12 protein-coding genes are annotated in these 16,475 nt (G+C 69.2%); 8 read left to right on the top strand and 4 right to left on the bottom strand.

Annotated features, from left to right (window positions below):
• Positions 1-95: 95 nt before the first annotated feature.
• The gene (locus tag ACYQ7X_RS12440; protein ID WP_459697354.1) at positions 96-299 is read right to left on the bottom strand and encodes a cold-shock protein; all 204 of its coding nucleotides are present in this window, start codon (positions 297-299) and stop codon (positions 96-98) included.
• 398 nt (positions 300-697) lie between these two features.
• On the opposite strand from ACYQ7X_RS12440, the gene ACYQ7X_RS12435 reads away from it, so the two are divergent.
• The 7 genes from ACYQ7X_RS12435 to apaG all read left to right on the top strand — a co-directional run bounded on the left by ACYQ7X_RS12435 (position 698) and on the right by apaG (position 8,684).
• Positions 698-1,930, top strand: a complete 1,233-nt coding sequence (locus ACYQ7X_RS12435) for an aromatic ring-hydroxylating oxygenase subunit alpha (protein WP_459697353.1) — start codon at positions 698-700, stop codon at positions 1,928-1,930.
• Position 1,931: 1 nt separating this feature from the next.
• Positions 1,932-2,957: a flavin reductase family protein gene (locus ACYQ7X_RS12430; protein ID WP_459697352.1), complete on the top strand. Its 1,026-nt coding sequence runs from the start codon at positions 1,932-1,934 to the stop codon at positions 2,955-2,957.
• Between the two features lie 2 nt (positions 2,958-2,959).
• Positions 2,960-4,222: a cystathionine gamma-synthase family protein gene (locus ACYQ7X_RS12425; protein WP_459697351.1), complete on the top strand. Its 1,263-nt coding sequence runs from the start codon at positions 2,960-2,962 to the stop codon at positions 4,220-4,222.
• On the top strand, positions 4,222-5,766 hold the full coding sequence (locus tag ACYQ7X_RS12420; RefSeq protein ID WP_459697350.1) for an FAD-dependent oxidoreductase: 1,545 nt from the start codon (positions 4,222-4,224) through the stop codon (positions 5,764-5,766). The genes ACYQ7X_RS12425 and ACYQ7X_RS12420 overlap by 1 nt, the downstream gene beginning before the upstream one ends.
• 11 nt (positions 5,767-5,777) lie before the next feature.
• On the top strand, positions 5,778-6,989 hold the full coding sequence (locus ACYQ7X_RS12415) for an NAD(P)/FAD-dependent oxidoreductase (RefSeq protein WP_459697349.1): 1,212 nt from the start codon (positions 5,778-5,780) through the stop codon (positions 6,987-6,989).
• A 14-nt stretch (positions 6,990-7,003) separates the two neighbouring features.
• Positions 7,004-8,128 (top strand): NAD(P)/FAD-dependent oxidoreductase, encoded by a 1,125-nt coding sequence (locus tag ACYQ7X_RS12410; protein WP_459697348.1) that lies wholly within the window; start codon positions 7,004-7,006, stop codon positions 8,126-8,128.
• Positions 8,129-8,279: 151 nt separating this feature from the next.
• Entirely contained in the window at positions 8,280-8,684 is a 405-nt protein-coding gene (gene apaG / locus ACYQ7X_RS12405) for a Co2+/Mg2+ efflux protein ApaG (protein ID WP_459697347.1), read from the top strand.
• A 57-nt stretch (positions 8,685-8,741) separates the two neighbouring features.
• Here the strand turns inward: apaG and ACYQ7X_RS12400 are convergent, their stop codons facing one another.
• Positions 8,742-8,984 (bottom strand): hypothetical protein, encoded by a 243-nt coding sequence (locus ACYQ7X_RS12400; RefSeq protein ID WP_459697346.1) that lies wholly within the window; start codon positions 8,982-8,984, stop codon positions 8,742-8,744.
• 142 nt (positions 8,985-9,126) lie between these two features.
• Between ACYQ7X_RS12400 and ACYQ7X_RS12395 the strand changes: the two genes are divergently transcribed.
• Entirely contained in the window at positions 9,127-9,738 is a 612-nt protein-coding gene (locus ACYQ7X_RS12395; protein ID WP_459697345.1) for a ribbon-helix-helix domain-containing protein, read from the top strand.
• Here ACYQ7X_RS12395 and ACYQ7X_RS12390 read toward each other — a convergent pair.
• Together ACYQ7X_RS12390 and ACYQ7X_RS12385 are read right to left on the bottom strand one after the other, a co-directional pair.
• Positions 9,642-12,743 (bottom strand): AsmA family protein, encoded by a 3,102-nt coding sequence (locus ACYQ7X_RS12390; RefSeq protein WP_459697344.1) that lies wholly within the window; start codon positions 12,741-12,743, stop codon positions 9,642-9,644. The genes ACYQ7X_RS12395 and ACYQ7X_RS12390 overlap by 97 nt on opposite strands.
• A gap of 58 nt (positions 12,744-12,801) precedes the next feature.
• Complete coding sequence (locus ACYQ7X_RS12385; protein ID WP_459697343.1) at positions 12,802-16,416, bottom strand: hydantoinase B/oxoprolinase family protein; 3,615 nt, start codon at positions 16,414-16,416, stop codon at positions 12,802-12,804.
• Positions 16,417-16,475: the final 59 nt, after the last annotated feature.

Here is a 16,475-nt window from a genome sequence, read left to right as displayed (position 1 = left end):
CGCCGGCCGCCCGGCCGATAAACCAAAGAAAAAGCGGCGGACCCGGCATCGGGCCCGCCGCTTTTCGGCTCGCAAGACTGATCGCGAAGGAGCGATCAGACCTTGAGGTTCACGGCTGCCATCTTGCCCTTCTGGCCCCGCTCCAGATCGAAGCTGACCCGCTGGCCTTCATTCAGACCGCCAAGACCGGCGCGCTGCACGGCGGAGATGTGCACGAACACATCCGCGCCGCCTTCTTCCGGCTGAATGAAGCCATAGCCCTTGGTAGCATTGAACCACTTAACCGTGCCGACCGACATCGGGTCTCTCCTCGCACCTGGCAACCCGCAACATGCGGGCCAAACTGACTTTTGCATTGGGGGGAGGCGCCGGAGGCGAGAGGAACCCGCGTACCGAAACACTTGTAGCCCAAACTGTAAAAGCGCCACTGCCATCTATGACCGTTTCTTGCCCGGCTGGCTAGCCGAAATTCGCGGCAAACCGCCGCTTTTTGCCCGATCTTCGCGGTAGGCGAGGCGTCCCCGCCCCCGCTGCGGCGCACAATGCCGCGACGCGATAGGGGCATGAGGAAATGAGATTTGCCCCGCGCCGGGCCTCTCATGCCATGCTGCGCCGGGCGGATTACCTCAAGGGGCGCGACGGTCGCTCAGGGTGGTTGCGGCGCACCAGGTTTTCCCTGCGATGGAGCATGCGGATCGTGGATAGCAAGCGGATCAGGGCGGCGCTCGAAGCGCGGCCGGCGGGGCATAGCCTGCCGCAGTTCCTCTACAACGATCCCGGCGTCTTCGACTTCGACCAACAGGCGCTGTTCCGCCGCGGCTGGATGCTCATCGGCTTCGAGGTCGAATTCCCGGAAGCCGGCAGCTACCAGTCGCTGAAGATCGGCGGCGCGCCCATCATCATCATCCGCGGCAAGGATGGCGTGCTGCGCGGCTTCCACAATACCTGCCGCCATCGCGGGGCGGAGCTTTGCGCCGAAGGCTCGGGCAAGGCCGCCCGGCTCGTCTGCCCCTATCATCAATGGACCTACGATCTCACCGGCAAGCTGCTCTTTGCCGGACGCATGGGGGATGGATTTGATCCGGCGGCGCACGGCCTGGCGCCCATCCATGTCGAGACGCTGGAAGGCACGGTCTATGTCTGCCTTGCCGAGACGCCGCCCGATTTCGCGCCCTATCGCGCGGCGGTGGGGCCCATGCTCGCCGCCCACAATTTCCGGGAAGCGAAGGTCGCGCATCAGGCGACGCTGGTCGAACGCGCCAACTGGAAGATCGTGATGGAGAATGCGCGGGAATGCTACCACTGCGCCGGCCGGCATCCGGAACTCGCCGTCACCTTCCCGATCTTTGCCAAGGGCAATTTCGAGCCCGTCTCCGACCATGAAGCGGCCTTCGATGCGCGGATGGCATCCCTCGGGCTGTCGGGCGCGCCGGTGGAAGGGAGCTGGTGGCAGGCCTCCCGCTTCCCGCTCAACCCCGGCATGGTCTCGATGACGATGGATGGCGCCCGCGCGGTCTCCAAGCTCATGTGCCCGATCGGCGATGGCGATATCGGCAGCCTGCGCTGGGCGATCGAGCCGCATAGCTTCTGCCATTCCACAGCCGACTTCACCTTCATGTTCACGGCGATCCCGGTAGCGCCGAAGGAGACGCTGGTGCTCGGCAAATGGGTGGTGCATCGCGACGCGGTGGAGGGGGTGGATTACGATCTCGACAACCTCGTGAAGCTCTGGGACGTGACCAACCTCGAAGATCGCGATCTCTGCGAGCTCAACCAGCGGGGCGTCGATAGCCCCGGCTACCGGCCGGGCCCCTATTCGGAAGTCGCCGAATCTCTCGTGCGGCGCTTCACGGATTACTATGTGCGGCAAGCGCTCACCTATCTGGACGAGATCGAGGCCCCGCACGTGCAGTCAATGGCTGCCGAGTAGCATGACGGAAACTCTTTGGGCCGGCGGCGCCGATCGGCTGGTCTGCCAGGCGGTGGGGGATGAAGGGCCAGGCGTGAAGACCTTCCGCTTTGCGCCCGCCAGCGGCGCGCCGGTGCGCTTCCATCCCGGGCAATTCGTGACCCTCGGCCTACCGCTCGACACCGGCACCGCCTGGCGCTGCTTCACCATCGCATCCTCGGCCACGCAGACCGAGGTGATCGAACTCACCATCAAGGCGCAGACCGAGACGCTGAATGCGTCGGCGACCGCCTGGATGCACCGGACGCTGCGCCCCGGCATGGCGCTGGAAGCGCGGCCGCCCGCCGGGCCCTTCTGCCTGACGGCACCGCCTCAGCACCCGCTGCTCCTCGTCTCGGCCGGCAGCGGGGCGACGCCCATGGCGGCGATCGCCCGCTATCTAAGAGACATCGACGACCATACGCCGGTGCATTACCTCCATCTCGGCCGGCGTGCAGAGGATTGGCTCTTCAAGCCGGAGATTGAGGCGATCGCGGCGGCTTTGGGAACCTGGAAGCTCGATTGGTTGACGAGCACCGATGGCCGCCCGACAGCCGAGACCTTCGCGCGCCTCGCCCCCGATCTCGCGGTGCGCGAGGTTTTCTGCTGTGGCCCGCAGGGCTTCATGGCGGCGGTGGAAGAGGCCCATGCCCGCGCCGGCGGCGCTGCCGCGCGGTTCCGCACGGAAGCCTTCACCGCCATCCCCATCCCGGAATTCGCGCAAGCGCGTGCGGAGGAAGCAGGCGCAGCTTTCCGCCTGCGCTTCGAGCCCTCGGGCCGCGAAGCCGAGGCGCGGCCGGGGGAGAGCGTGCTCACCGTCTCCCAGCGGCTCGGCCTTGCCATCCCTTACGCCTGCGCGGACGGTATCTGCGGCACCTGCCGCATCCACTGCCTGGAAGGCGAGGTCGAGATGAACCACCAGGGCGGCATCGAGGAGGATGAGATCGCAGCGGGCGATATCCTCGCCTGCTGCAGCTATCCCCGCTCCTCCCTCGTTCTGAAGGTCTGACCATGGCGCATGAGGACAAACCGGGCCTCGCGCTCGAAACGCTGGCGATCGGCGCGGGCTACGATCCGGCCGAGCATCAGGGTGCCGCCAAGCCGCCGATCTATATGACATCGACCTTCGTCTATGCCTCGGCAGCGCAAGCGCGGGCGGTGCATCAGGCGTTTTTCGATGGCGCGGTGCCCGAGCGCGGGCATGAGCACGGCTATATCTATGCGCGCCTCGGCCACCCCAACCTCAGCATGGCCGAAACCCGCATCGCGGCGATCGACCGGGCAGAGGATGCGGCGCTGTTCTCGACCGGCATGGCGGCTGTTTCGACCATCGCGCAGTGCTTCCTGCGGCCGGGCGATAGCATGATGCACAGCCGCCCGATCTATGGCGGCACGGATATGCTGCTCAACACGCATATGACGGAGATGGGCGTTCATCCCTTCGGCTTTACCGATGGCGTGGACGAGGCGCATCTGCGCGAGGTCGCCGATGCCGCCATGGCCAAGGGCCCGCTCACGCTCATCATGGTGGAAAGCCCCGCGAACCCCACCTGTGCGATCGCCGATATCGCGCTCATCAGCCGGCTGGCAGACCGCATCGCGCTCGCGCAAGGGCGGCGGCCGGTCATCTCGGTTGACAACACCTTCCTCGGTCCCTTCCTGCAAAGCCCGCTGGAGCATGGCGCCGATCTTTGCCTCACCTCGCTCACCAAATATGCCGGCGGGCATAGCGACTTCATGGCCGGATCGGTGAGCGGCGCGGCGCCGCTGGTCGGCCGCCTCCGCAAGCTCCGCACGCTGATGGGCAACCACGCCGATCCGCATAGCTGCTGGATGCTGCTGCGTTCGGTCGAAACCATGGCGCTGCGGACCGAGCGGGCGGTGGCGAACGCCGAGACGATCGCGACCTTCCTGCGCGACCACCCGAAGGTGACGCGCATCACCTATCTCGGCTTCCTGCCCGAGGGCACACCGGAGCGCGCGGTCTATGACCGGCAATGCGCAGGCGCGGGCTCGACGTTCTCCTTCGATGTCGAGGGCGGCGAGGCTGGCGCCTTCCGCTTCCTCGATCGCCTGCGGCTGCTGCGCTTCGCGGTCTCGCTCGGCGGGACGGAGACCTTGATCTGTCACCCGGCGACGACGACGCATTACGCCGTGCCGGAAGCGCAGCGTGCGGCGGTCCATATCGGGCCGGCGACCATGCGCGTCTCGGTCGGGATCGAAGCCCCCTCCGATCTCATCGCCGATCTCGCGCAAGCCCTGGAGGCCGTCTGATGGACAATGCCACGCCCACCGATTTTCATGCGATCGGCGAGAAGTTCGGCAAGCCCGAGGGCCATGCGCAGATCCTCGTCATCGGGGCCGGCGAAGCGGGGATCGGGGCCGCGCTCACGGCCGCCAAAGCCGGCGCGCAGGTGACGCTGATCGATGAGAACCCGCTGAGCAGCGGCCTCATCGGCATTGACGTGCCGCTCCTCTTCGGCAATCGCTGGACGCCGGCGGTGCAGAACCAGGGCCGCATGCTGGGGCAGATGCTGCAGGCCTCTCCCGGGATCGAGGAGGCGTTCGAGCTTGGGGTGGATGTGCACCTCGGCACCATCGCCTGGGGCGCGTTCGTCGCCGGCCCCAATCTGCGTGCGCTGCCGGCGCCGGTGGTGGGGCTGGCGGACGAGACCCGCTCCTGGCTCATGAGCTTCGACCGGCTCATTATCGCCGCCGGCGCGCGGGATCTCGTCTATGCCTTCCGCGGCTTCGAGACGCCGGGCGTGGTCGGCGCGCTGGCCCTCGGCACGCTCATCCGCCGCTATCAGGCCTTCAACGGCCAGCGCATCGTCATCCTCGGCTCGGGCAAGCTCGCCGTGGAGACCGCTTCCCTCGCGCTCGATGCCGGGCTTGAGGTCGCAGCACTCGTGGAGGTGCGCGGCGAGCCGCAGGCCGATGTCGCGGGCCTCCTCGCGCGTGGGGTCGAAATCATCACCGGCCACGCCATCCTGGAAGCGGAAGGCAATGCGGAGGGGGTGACGGCAGCCCTGCTCGCCCCGGTCGGTGGTGGCGACACGCGGAGCATCGCCTGCGACACCATCTGCCTCGCGATCGGCCAGGTGCCGGTCATCGAACTCGCTGATGTCGCCGGCGCCCGCATCGCGCGGCAGGGCGGAGATTTCACGGCCAGCACCTTGCCCGAGGGCGTCTATCTCGCGGGTGATTGCGCAGGCGTGGGGCGCGATGCCGCCGCCTCCGGCCGGGCCGCCGCCGCCGCGGCGCTTGCCTCCCTTGGCCTCACGGCAGAACCCGCCGCAGAGCCCGCACCTCAGCCGCCGCTTCCCGCCGATACCGATGCCTATCGCATGGAATGGATGGAAGCGCTGATCGAGACCGGCGGCCTCGATGTGATCGCCTGCAGCTGCGAGGAGGTGACACGGCGGGATCTCCTCGGCGTGCAGCCGCCCCGCTATCTCGGCGCGCCAATCGAAGGCCGCAGCCTCGAAACCTTGGCGCAGGAGGGGCCCGTCAACCAGGACCAGATCAAGCGCCTCACCCGTGCCTGCATGGGCCCCTGCCAGGCCCGCCGCTGCCGCGAGCAGGTGGCGATGATGATGGCGCTCGGCGCCGATCGGCCGCTCGATAGCATCCCGCTTGCCGGCTACCGCGCGCCGGTGCGCCCCCTGCCCTTGGGGCAGCTCGGCGCGACCGCCGAGACGCCGGAGATGGAAGCCGGTTGGAACGTCTGGTTCGGTATCCGCACGCAGTGGATTCCCTATGCCGATATCGGCACCGAGCGCGAAGCCGAGCGCGCCGGCCGCATGAGCCATTTCTGAGGGCGGGTGCGATGAGCGAGATCAAGAAAAGCGCCTCCGTCATCGTCATCGGCGGTGGTGTCACCGGCCTTTCCGCCGCCTGGTGGCTGGCGCGCGATGGCGTCGATGTCCTCGTCATCGAGAAGGGGATCGTCGGCTGGGAAGCCTCGGGCCGCAATGGCGGCGGCTGCACGCATTACCAGAGCCCGCTGTTCCATGAGGAGCAGCGGCTATGGCCGATGATGGACGAGCTCCTCGGCTACCCGACGGAATACCGGCGCGAGCGGGTGATCATGGCGCTGACCGAGGCGCAGCTCGCCCAATACAGGGACCATGGCGATATCTGCGCCGGCATGGGATACCAGTATGAGGTATTGGACCCGAAAGAGACGCGGGAGCTGGTGCCCTTCGCCGGGGATAACTGCGTCGGCGCCGTCTATTACCATTTCGGGGGTCAGGCCAATCCACAGCGGACCGTGCAGGCCTATGCCTGGGCCTTGCAGGATTTAGGCGGGCGCATTCTGCAGCATACCGCCGTCTCCTCCCTCATCCTCGAAGGCGGCCGCATCCGCGGCGTGGAGACGAGCCTCGGCCGCTTCGCCTGCGACCATCTGGTGCTCGCCGCCGGGCCGCAGACGGCAGCCCTTCTCGCCTCCATCGGCCTCCACCTGCCGCTGGCGCCGGCGCGGGCCGAGATGATCGTGACGGAGCCGGCGCCGCTCATGAAGATCGGCGGCGTCGACGGCAACGGCCTCTATGGCCGGCAGACCCTGCGCGGCAACCTGGCCTATGGCGGCGGCCCGCATGAGTGGCTGGAGGATACCGCGGCCGATGGCAGGCCGGCCGAAGGCGGGCCGCTTGCCCGCCCGGCCACGCCCCTTCTGCAGAACCTCTCCCGCCGGCTCGCCGAGCTGTTCCCGAAAGCCGCGCATCTGCGGGTCATCCGCTCCTGGGCCGGGATCATCGAGAATACGCCCGATGGCCGCCCGGTCATCGAACGGCTCGCCGATCCCGGCAACCTCACCCTCTGCACCATGAGCTCGGTCGGTTTCGGCCTCTCCCCCGCCACCGGCCACGCTATCCGCGATCTCGTCCAGGAGGGGCGCTGCACCTTCACCGACATCGGCAAGCTCGGCCTCGGCCGTTTCGCCAACCTGCCGCGCGATTGGCGTGCAAGACAGGGCTGGGTGCCATCGACAAAACGGTATTATGAAGTACAGGGAGAAGAGACAGCCTCAGCCTGAAGGGGAAGCGAGCGATGGCCGCCAAGGGACGGATTCTCATCATCGGTGCCGGCATCGCGGGGCTCGCCACCGCCTGGCGGCTGCACCGCCGTGGTTACGAAGTGGAAATCTTCGAGCAGGGCCCGATCCCCAACCCCATCGGCTCCTCCTGGGACGAGCATCGCATCACGCGCCACGCCTATGGCGAGTTCACCGGCTATGCCGCCCTCATGCCGCGTGCCTATTCGCTCTGGGGCGAGCTTTGGCGCGATCTCGGCGCCACCCATTACGAGCCGACCGGGGCGACCTATTTCATTCGCGAGGATACGCCCTGGCTGGAGGGCACATCCCACGCGCTGACCAGCATGAACATCAGCTTCCGCGACCTGCCGATGGACAAGGCGCGGCGGCGCTATCCGATGATCAATCTCGATCCCGTCACCAAGGTGGTGGAGACGAACGGCGCCGGGCTGCTCTTTCCGCACCGCATCATGCGGGGGCTCATCAACCTCCTCGGGGCCGGCGGCGCCCGCTTCCACGCCATGCACAAGGTGACGGCGATCGATACCGAGCAGGGCAGGTTGACGGCGAACGGGCGGGAGTTTTCGGGCGACCATATCGTCGTCGCCGCCGGCGCCTGGGCGGATCGGCTGGTGCCCGAGATGCGGCCCGAGGCGCTGCCCTCCCGCCAGGCGGTGATGTTCCTGCTGCCCCCGCCCGAATATACCGAGGATTGGGCCGATGCCTGCGTGATGGCCGATCTCGGCGCCGAATCGAGCTGCTACATCCTGCCGCCGCATCGCGGCACCCGCCTCAAGATCGGCGATCATGTCTTTACCCGCAAGGGAGACCCCGATCAGGACCGTATGGCGACCGACGAGGACGTCGCTCGCCTGCTGCGCTCGCTCGGCCAGGTGCTCCGCGATTTCGATCGCTACCAGGTGCTGGAGCGCAAGGCCTGCTACTATACCATCACCGAGGATGAGCATTTCATCCAGCGGCCGATCGGGCCGCGCGGCTGGCTCATCAGCGCCTGCTCCGGCCATGGCTTCAAGCTCTCGATGCTCACGGGTGAGCTCGCGGCCCAAGGCATCACCGGGGAGCGGCCGGCTGCCGAGATCGAGGAGATTGCCGCCGGCCGCGCGCTGCCGGCGCATTGAAGCGGCGCCCTGGCGGGGGGCGGGCGAACGGGGATGAGATTCCCTCAGGCGCGGAACTGGTCTAGCCTTGGCACATTGCCGGCGCCGCCGCTTCGGGGTGCGCCCGCGACCGCGAGTTGAGAGAGAGAGAGCCGGCTGCCGGCTGAGCGCCATGTCCAACGCCTATACCGAGACGACGCGCCATATTCGGGTGAGCGTCCGCGTCTTCTTCCTCGATGACCAATCCCAGGTGGAGGATGGCCGCTTCGTCTGGGCCTATAGGGTGACGATCGAGAACCAGGGGAGCGAGACGGTGCAGCTGCTCCGCCGCACCTGGGCGATCACCAACGGTCTCGGCCGGGTGCAGCATGTCCATGGCGAGGGCGTGGTGGGAGAGCAGCCGGTGCTCGATCCCGGGGAGAGCTTCGAATATACCTCCGGCACGCCGCTCGATACGCCTTCGGGCTTCATGGGTGGCGTCTATCACATGGTCGCGCTCGCCTCGGGCGAGGCATTCGACGTGACGATCCCCACCTTCAGCCTCGACAGCCCGCACCAGAACTTGCGGCTCCATTAGCCCAACTCCGCGCATGGCCATCATGGCCGTCTGCGCGGAGCCTGTGGGATGAGGCGCTCAGGCCGCCGAGAGCGGCGGGAAGGCAAGAACATGCGGCGGGGCAGCTGGCTTCGCGGCCACGAAGGGCGCGCGGCGATAGGTTCGGCTCGCCGCTTCCCGCACATCGGAAAGTTCCGCGAACTGCTGGCCGTCGATTTCCTTGAGGCGTGAATCAACACCGACGAAGCGGTAGCGATCACCGTAGCGCGCCGCGGCGCCGACGAAAACTCCGTCGATCTCGATGACGTAGGACTGTTTCACCTTGGTCTCCTGGCGAAGTCTTTCGGCGGATAAAGCCTCTTCGAGCCAATTTTCCGCCGCTCCCGGCTCTAAGCTATACACCTTCAGCAGGAAAGAAAACTATTTGTGACCAAGGCTCTAGGAGAGCATCTTCATATCACAAATGAGTTGGCGCAGAACAAACTTCCCGGCTGGCCGGCCTTGCCTGCGCAGCCTTGGGTTCTCGCCATCTCACCCCTCTCTCGGCAGCGGGGAGATGGCGCGCCTTGGCGGCCCGTCAATACATCCGGCAAGGTCGGGTGGACAGCGCCGCTCTGCCTTCTTCATCCCTTTGTCATCCCCGCGCAACCTGCCACACCACGCCGACAAGCCTTGGGAGAGACGGTTGGGCCAGACCATGCGGCCAACCACCCTCGGGCCCGGCGGAGATTCAGGTGGTAAAGCCATGCTGGTGAAAAAAAGCTTCACGATCGCCGGGCACCGCACCTCGGTCGCGCTTGAGGCGGAGTTTTGGCAGGTGCTGGAAGCCATGGCCGCCATGCAGGGCCTGGCGCTCGGCGCTCTCGTCGTCGCCGTGGATGCGAACCGCGCCTCGGCGCAGCCCCTTGCCGGGCGGCCCCTCGCTTCGGCGCTCCGTCTCACCGCGCTCGCCGCCGCGGCGCGCGGCGGGCCGCCGGCTCAATGCGTCCGCGCCGCCGCCGGACCGGAGCCAGTGCCCTTGCCCGGGGTGGAGGGGGCGCCCTCAGCGACCCCCGGGGCCGGTACCCCGCCCTGAGCCGTGGCCGTGGCCGTGGCCATCCCCGGCGCCATCCCCTGCACGAGCGAGGCGGCCGGCCGGCCGATCGGCCCTTGCAGGACAGCGGTGAGTGGCGGCGGCTCGCCTGCGGCGGCCCCGCCGCCAGCCGCGGGACTATGCGGCCTGAGTGCCAGCGCCAGCGTGCAAGTGCCACGCACCAGATCGACCTGCCCGCCGATCGAGATCGCCCCCGCCGGTCCGCTCAGGCTCATCGATGTGATGCTGAGATTGCCGAGCGCGACGCTCCCCGAGCCGCCGAATTCATCGAAAGGTGTCGCGCCGGTGAAGACCGCGGCGCCAGGCGCGTGACGGCCCGGCGTCGCCCCGGCGTCCACCGGGGCCGGGGCTGCCCCCGCGAGGTCGATGCCGCCGAGGCTGCCATGCTCGGCGATGAAGCCGACGCGCCCGCCCAGGCTCGCCCGCCAGGAGTTGAGGCTATAGCCCTCGGCCGTCAGCCCGATCTGCGCGTCGAGCCGCTGGGCGGTCAGCGCGATCGGCAGCCAGTCCACGAGGCTCGGCGCCGGCGTGTCAGCGGCGGGCGATGCGAGATGCGCGCCGCGGAGCGCGAGATCGAGGCTGAGCTGCGGCGGGTCTGCGGACGTCAGCCGGATCGTGCCATTCGCCGCGCCCCCCAGGATAGCGGCATGCGCGATCGAGAGCCGCAGCACGCCTTGGGTGAGGTCCGCATAGGCCTGCACCTTGCGGGCAAGCGGCCGCAGCCCCTGCACCACCTGCTGGGCGGTGATGCCGAGGCTCGCCTGCCAGCCGCTCAGCACCGAGAGCGGCAGCGGCTGGTCCGCATCCGGCTGCGGCCAGGGCAGGCTATCGATCGCGATCGCGCCGAGGATCTTCTCTGCGCCCCGCGCCTCGGCCAGCCGCGCGCTGCCATGCAGCTGGCCGAGGCTGAAAGTCAGCGGTGAGACGGACCAGCCGGCCTGTCCATAAGCAAGGTTGCCGACCAGGGAGAGCGACCCCTCGCCGAGCCAGCTTCCCGCTGCGTCGAAGCCGATGAGGGCGAGCAGCCGCCGCGCGCTCGGATGCTGCAGCGTCAGCACGCCCTTCCAACTGCCGCGCGGAAGGTCGAGCAGCGGCTGGGCAGAGATCATGAGATCCCCGAGCTTGCCTTGCAGCGCCAGTTGCAGCCGGTCCACCGGGCCGCTGCCGGTCAAGGTCAGGGCCAGCGGCTGGTGGCGGAAGGCGGCGCTGAGGGCGCGCGCGGGGGCCGGCAGCAGAGCCGCGAGGGGCGCCGCATCGGGTGCCGCCAGCACCAGCCGGCCATCCTGCACGGCGCCCTTGGGGTTGAGCACGCCGGAGGCGAGGATCTGCATGCCGCCATAGCGACCGGCGAATTGGCGGAGGTTGAGGCCACGGCTGCCGAGATCGGCGTCCAGCAGCGCATCGTCCACCCGGGCCCCGGCAATCCATACCTGCCGCGCCGTCAACCGCAGATCGGCCGCGATCCCGCCGAGCGCGCGGGCGAGCGCATCCGGCCCCGGCGGATCGGCGATCCAGGCGGGCGGCAGCCAGGTATCGAGATCGATCCGGCCAAGCGCGAGCCCGGCCGAGATGCGCGGCACGGCGCCGCGGGTGATGGCGAGGCCGCCGCTCAAGGCCGTATCGTTCATCGTTCCGTCGATCGTCGTTAGCGCGACCTGTTTCGGATCGACGAAGAGATTCGCATCGAGCGCCAGCGTCCGCAGGCCGAGCAGGGCGCCCGAGACATCAGGCAGGCCATGCGCCGCGGCAAGCCAATGCAGGGTGACGAGCGGTGACGGCGCCGCAAGCTTGATCGCCCCGCGAAAGAGCGCCGCATCCGGATCGTAGAGGCCGGCGAGGGTGATATCGGCCTCGCCCGGCAGGGTCGCCTGCAAGGCGTTCACCTTCACCGCGCTCGACGAGGTTTCGAGCCGCAGGCTGAAATGGCGCATCAATCCCTGGCCATAGATCGCCGAATCGGCGTCGAGCGTCAGCGCCATCGGGATGATGCTCTGGCTCGCCTTGGGAAAGCTCGCGAGCCAGGGGGAGAGATCGAACATCGGCGTATGCAGGCTGAGGTGAAGCGGCGGGCTCGCCCGGGCGGCGGTGCTGCCGCTCGTCGCGGCCCCGCCCCGCCCCGCGGCCGGCGGCCCGAGGCGCAGATCGCCCTCACCCTCCGCCGCGACATCGCCAAGGTTGAGGCGCAAACCCGTGAACCGCAGCCGGCGCCCATCCGCCTGCATCCGGCCATAGGCATCGAAGGCGACGGGCGGCCCCGGCAGCAGCGCCGAAAGCTTCGCCCCATGGGCCGAAAACTGGCCAGAGATAACCCCCTGCGGCGTCATCCGCCCGGCAAGTTCGAAGCTGCTTGCCGGACTGTCCGGGCCTTGCAGGGCGATGCGGAGGGCGGCGGCGCCATCAGCCTCCGGCCAGCCGAGGCTGAGCTGGCCCTTCCAGCCGAGGCCCGCCGCCTGCGCCGTGCCGTCGATCGTCAGCGCATTCGCGACTGCGCCGGTCGTCACGCTGAAATCGGCATGGGTGATGGTCAGCCGGCCGATCGAGACGGTGCCGTTGGTGATATCGGCCGAGAGGGTGGAAAGCCAGGGCGGCGGCTCCACCGAGGTCGGGCCTTCCGGCAGCGGCCAGGGCAGGCGGAGATCGGGATGGTCGAGGGCGAGATGCGTCACCGCGATTCGCCCGGTGATGAGCGCGCCGAGGGAGAGGTTGAGCGTCAGCGTCCGCGCGGCAAGGCGCACGCCATCCGTCTCGCCGCGCACCGAAACCTTCTCGGCGCTGATCGAGGGCTGCGGCAAGAGACTCAGATGGATCGCGCCGTCGATATCGACCTGCCGCCCGATCAGCTCGCTCGCGGCAGATTCCACCGCCTCGCGATGCTTGCTCCAATCGAGCAGGCCGGGGCCGATCCAGATCAGCGCCAGCAACGCGCCGAGCACCGCCAGCACGGCCGCGAGCGGAACGAGGCGCGAGCGCCGCGGCCGGTGCGTCATCCGCCGCGGCTCCCGCAGGGGCCGGCGCCTCACCGCCCGCGCCTATGCGGCATTCGCCTCATGCGCGCCCGTAACCGCCGCCGCCCGGGGTTTCGATGCCGAGCACCTCGCCGGCGGCAAGCTCCGCCCGGTCACGCCCGCCGAGCGCTTCGTGGCGGCCGTCCGCCCGCTCGACCCATTGCCGGCCGGGCGCGCCCGCCGCCCCGCCGGCAAGGCCGAAGGGCCCCTCCGACCGGCGGGAGGCGACGATCACCGCCGTCATCGGTTCGAGGAAGCGGAGCCGGCGGCGCACACCGTCCCCCCCGCGGAACCGCCCCGGCCCGCCCGAGCCGGCGCGGCGGGCGAATTCCTCCACCCGCACCGGATAGCGCAGTTCGAGAATCTCGGGGTCGGTCATTCGCGTATTCGTCATGTGAGTATGGACCGCCGAGGCTCCCTCAAATCCAGGCCCCGCTCCGGCGCCACCGCAGATTGTCTCGTAATACTGTCGTCTGGCATCACCGAACAGCAGGTTATTCATCGTCGCCTGGGAGGAGGCCACGACACCGAGCGCGCCGAGGAGCGCGGCCGCCACGGCCTGGCTCACCTCGGTATTGCCCGCCACCACCGCGGCCCCAGGCGCCGGGGCGAGGAAGCTGCCCGGCGGGATGAGGATATCGAGCGGCTCCAGGCAGCCATCGTTCAGCGGGATATCCGCCCGGATCAGACAGCGGAAGACGTAGAGCACCACCGCCCGCGTCACCGCCGGAGGGGCATTGAAATTGCCGGGATTTTGCGGCCCTGTGCCGGTGAAATCGATCACCGCGCGGCGCGCCGCGCGATCGACGCGGATGCTCACGACGAGCGGCGCGCCATCATCCATGCGATAGACGAAGCGGCCATCGGCCAGCCCGTCGATCACCCGCCGCACCGCCTCGGCCGCATCGGCGCGCAGATGATCCATATAGGCGCGGATGAGCGGCCAGCCCCATTCCCGCTCGATCCGCGCCATCTCGCGCGCCGCCGCCTGGTTGGCCGCGATCTGGGCCGCGATATCGGCGATGTTGGTGTCGATGCTGCGGGCGGGGTGGCGGGCCCCGGCAAGCAGCGCGCGGAAGGCCTCCTCCTGGAACCGGCCCGCGCTCACCAGCAGGAAATCGTCGATCACCACCCCCTCCTCCACGAGGCTGCGGGAATCGGGCGGCGTGGAGCCGGGCGTCGTGCCGCCGATATCGGCATGGTGGCCGCGATTGGCGGTGAAGAAGCGGATCTCCCGCCCCTCGGCATCGAAGATCGGGGTGACGACGGTGATATCGGGCAGGTGCGTGCCGCCGGCATAGGGATCGTTGAGCGCGACCGAATCGCCCGGCCGCAGGCGCGGCCCCCGCCGGGCAATGACATGGCGGACACTCTCGCCCATCGCCCCGAGATGCACCGGCACATGCGGGGCATTGGCGATGAGCCGGCCTTCGCCATCGAACAGGGCGCAGCTGAAATCGAGCCGCTCCTTGATGTTGACGCTGAGGGAGGCGTTCTGCAGCACGACGCCGGCTTGCTCGGCGATGCTCATGAAGAGATTGTGGAAGAGTTCGAGCAGCACCGGATCGGCGGCGGCGGAAGCGGGCGAGGCAGCGCCAGAGACAGAGGACGCCGCCGCCTCGGCATCTCGTTCGAGGACGAGCCCGCCCGCCTCCGTCATCCCGCCCGCCCAACCGGGCTCGATCACCGTCGTCGCGTTTTCTTCCCGGATCAGCGCGGGGCCGGCGATCCGGTCTCCCCCGCGCATCGCCGCGCGGTCGTAAACCGGCGCCTGGTGCATCCGCCCGCCGCTATAGAGCGCGATGGTTTCAAGCGGTGCGAGCGCGGTGCCGGCGGGCCGGGGCGGCAGCATCGCCTCGGGGGGGATTGTGGCCGGCGCCATCACCTCGACGCTCAGGGATTCGAGGATGAGCGGGCGATCCGGCGGCGGGAAGCCGAAGCGCTGGGCATGCAGCGCGCGGAAGGCCGCCAGCATCGCGCCATGCTCACCGAGCGGCACGGGCAGCGGCGCATCGGTGCCGGCCAGCCGCACTTCGGCGGTGGCGATGGTGGCGAGCCCCTCCACCGCCGCGCCCTGCGCCTGAAGTGCCGCCCTCCCCTCGGCGGCCAGCCGCTCGGCAAGGCTGGCGAGCCTTCCCATCAGCGCCGGCTCGAAAGGCTGCTCCACCGCCTGGGCGCGGATGAGGGACTGGTCGGCGAGCCCCATGCCATAGGCCGAGAGCACGCCCGCCAGCGGATGGATGAAGATCCGCGTCATCCCCAGCGCCTCGGCCACCAGGCAGGCATGCTGGCCGCCAGCGCCGCCGAAACAGGCGAGGGCGAAGCCCGTCACGTCATGCCCGCGACGGGTGGTGATTTCGCGGATCGCGCTCGCCATATGGGCGACGGCGATGCGCACATAACCCTCGGCGAGATCGCGCGGGGTGAGCGCCTGGCCCGTCGCCCCCGCCACCTCCGCCGCGCGGGCGGCGAAAGCCGCCTCGACGCCCGCCCGATCCAGCGGCTCATCGCCGCCCGGGCCGAAGATCGCCGGGAAGTGGGCCGCCTGGATGCGGCCGAGCAGCAGGTTCGCATCCGTCACCGTCAAAGGCCCACCCTGGCGGTAGCAGAGCGGCCCGGGATTGGCGCCGGCCGATTCCGGGCCGGCGGTGAGGCGCGCACCAGCCCGGCCGAGGATGGAGCCGCCACCCGCCGCGACGGTATGGATCGCGAGCATCGGGACGCGGAGCCTGACACCGGCGATCTCGGTTTCCGTCGTGCGCTCGAAATGCCCGTCATAGAGCGCCACATCGGTCGAAGTGCCGCCCATGTCGAAGCCGATGACGCGGGAAAAGCCCGCCGCCGCGGCGGTGCGGGCGGCGCCGACGATGCCGCCCGCCGGGCCCGACAGCACGGCATCGCGGCCGGCGAAGCGATCCGCGCGCGCGAGCCCGCCATGGGATTGCATGAAGAAGAGATCGACGCCCGGCAGTGCGTCCGCCACCTGATCCACATAGCGGCGCAGGATCGGCGAGAGATAGGCGTCCGCCACCGTCGTCTGCCCGCGCGGCACGAGGCGGAGCAGCGGGCCCGTCTCATGGCTGGTGGAGACCTGGGTGAAGCCCGCCGCGCGGGCAAGGGCCGCAACCTGCTGCTCCTGCTCGGGATATTTCCAGGCATGGATGAGGGCGATGGCGACCGCCTCCAGCCCCCGCGCGCGGGCGGCGCGGAGCGCGGCGAGCGTCCCCGCCTCGTCGAGCGGGGCGATCTCGCCGCCATCGGCCGCGACGCGGGCCGAGATTTCCAAGGTCTCCCGATAGAGCACGCCAGGCAAGCGGATATCGAGATCGAAGAGACGTGGCCGGGCCTGGTTGCCGATCATCAGAAGATCGCCGAGCCCTTGGTTGACGACGAGCAGCACCGGCACGCCGCGCCGCTCCAAAAGCGCGTTGGTCGCGACCGTCGTGCCCATGCGCACATGCACGATGGCGCCCGGCGCGATCGGCGCGCCTGGGGCAAGGCCGAGGATGTCGCGTATCCCGAAGATCGCCGCATCGGCATAGCGGCCGGGATTTTCGGAGAGGTATTTGCGCGCCAGACGCTCCCCGCCTGGCGCTTGCGCCACGATATCGGTGAAAGTGCCGCCGCGATCGATCCAGAAGCGCCAGCCCGTCACCCCGCCCATCCTTGGCCCATAGCCGCCACGCCGCTCTCCGCGTTCTGATATCGCCCAAT

Source organism: Acidisoma sp. C75 (assembly GCF_054665095.1).
The sequence above is the reverse complement of the archived record's forward strand: the minus strand, read 5'-3'. Positions and strand labels throughout refer to the sequence as shown.

Coding starts and splice junctions, on each gene's coding strand:
- ACYQ7X_RS12390 (WP_459697344.1), bottom strand. CDS start 12,743: ATGACGCACCGGCCGCGGCGCTCGCGCCTCGTTCCGCTCGCGGCCGTG.
- ACYQ7X_RS12425 (WP_459697351.1), top strand. CDS start 2,960: ATGGCGCATGAGGACAAACCGGGCCTCGCGCTCGAAACGCTGGCGATC.
- ACYQ7X_RS12415 (WP_459697349.1), top strand. CDS start 5,778: ATGAGCGAGATCAAGAAAAGCGCCTCCGTCATCGTCATCGGCGGTGGT.
- ACYQ7X_RS12410 (WP_459697348.1), top strand. CDS start 7,004: ATGGCCGCCAAGGGACGGATTCTCATCATCGGTGCCGGCATCGCGGGG.
- ACYQ7X_RS12395 (WP_459697345.1), top strand. CDS start 9,127: ATGAGTTGGCGCAGAACAAACTTCCCGGCTGGCCGGCCTTGCCTGCGC.
- ACYQ7X_RS12420 (WP_459697350.1), top strand. CDS start 4,222: ATGGACAATGCCACGCCCACCGATTTTCATGCGATCGGCGAGAAGTTC.
- ACYQ7X_RS12430 (WP_459697352.1), top strand. CDS start 1,932: ATGACGGAAACTCTTTGGGCCGGCGGCGCCGATCGGCTGGTCTGCCAG.
- ACYQ7X_RS12440 (WP_459697354.1), bottom strand. CDS start 299: ATGTCGGTCGGCACGGTTAAGTGGTTCAATGCTACCAAGGGCTATGGC.
- apaG (WP_459697347.1), top strand. CDS start 8,280: ATGTCCAACGCCTATACCGAGACGACGCGCCATATTCGGGTGAGCGTC.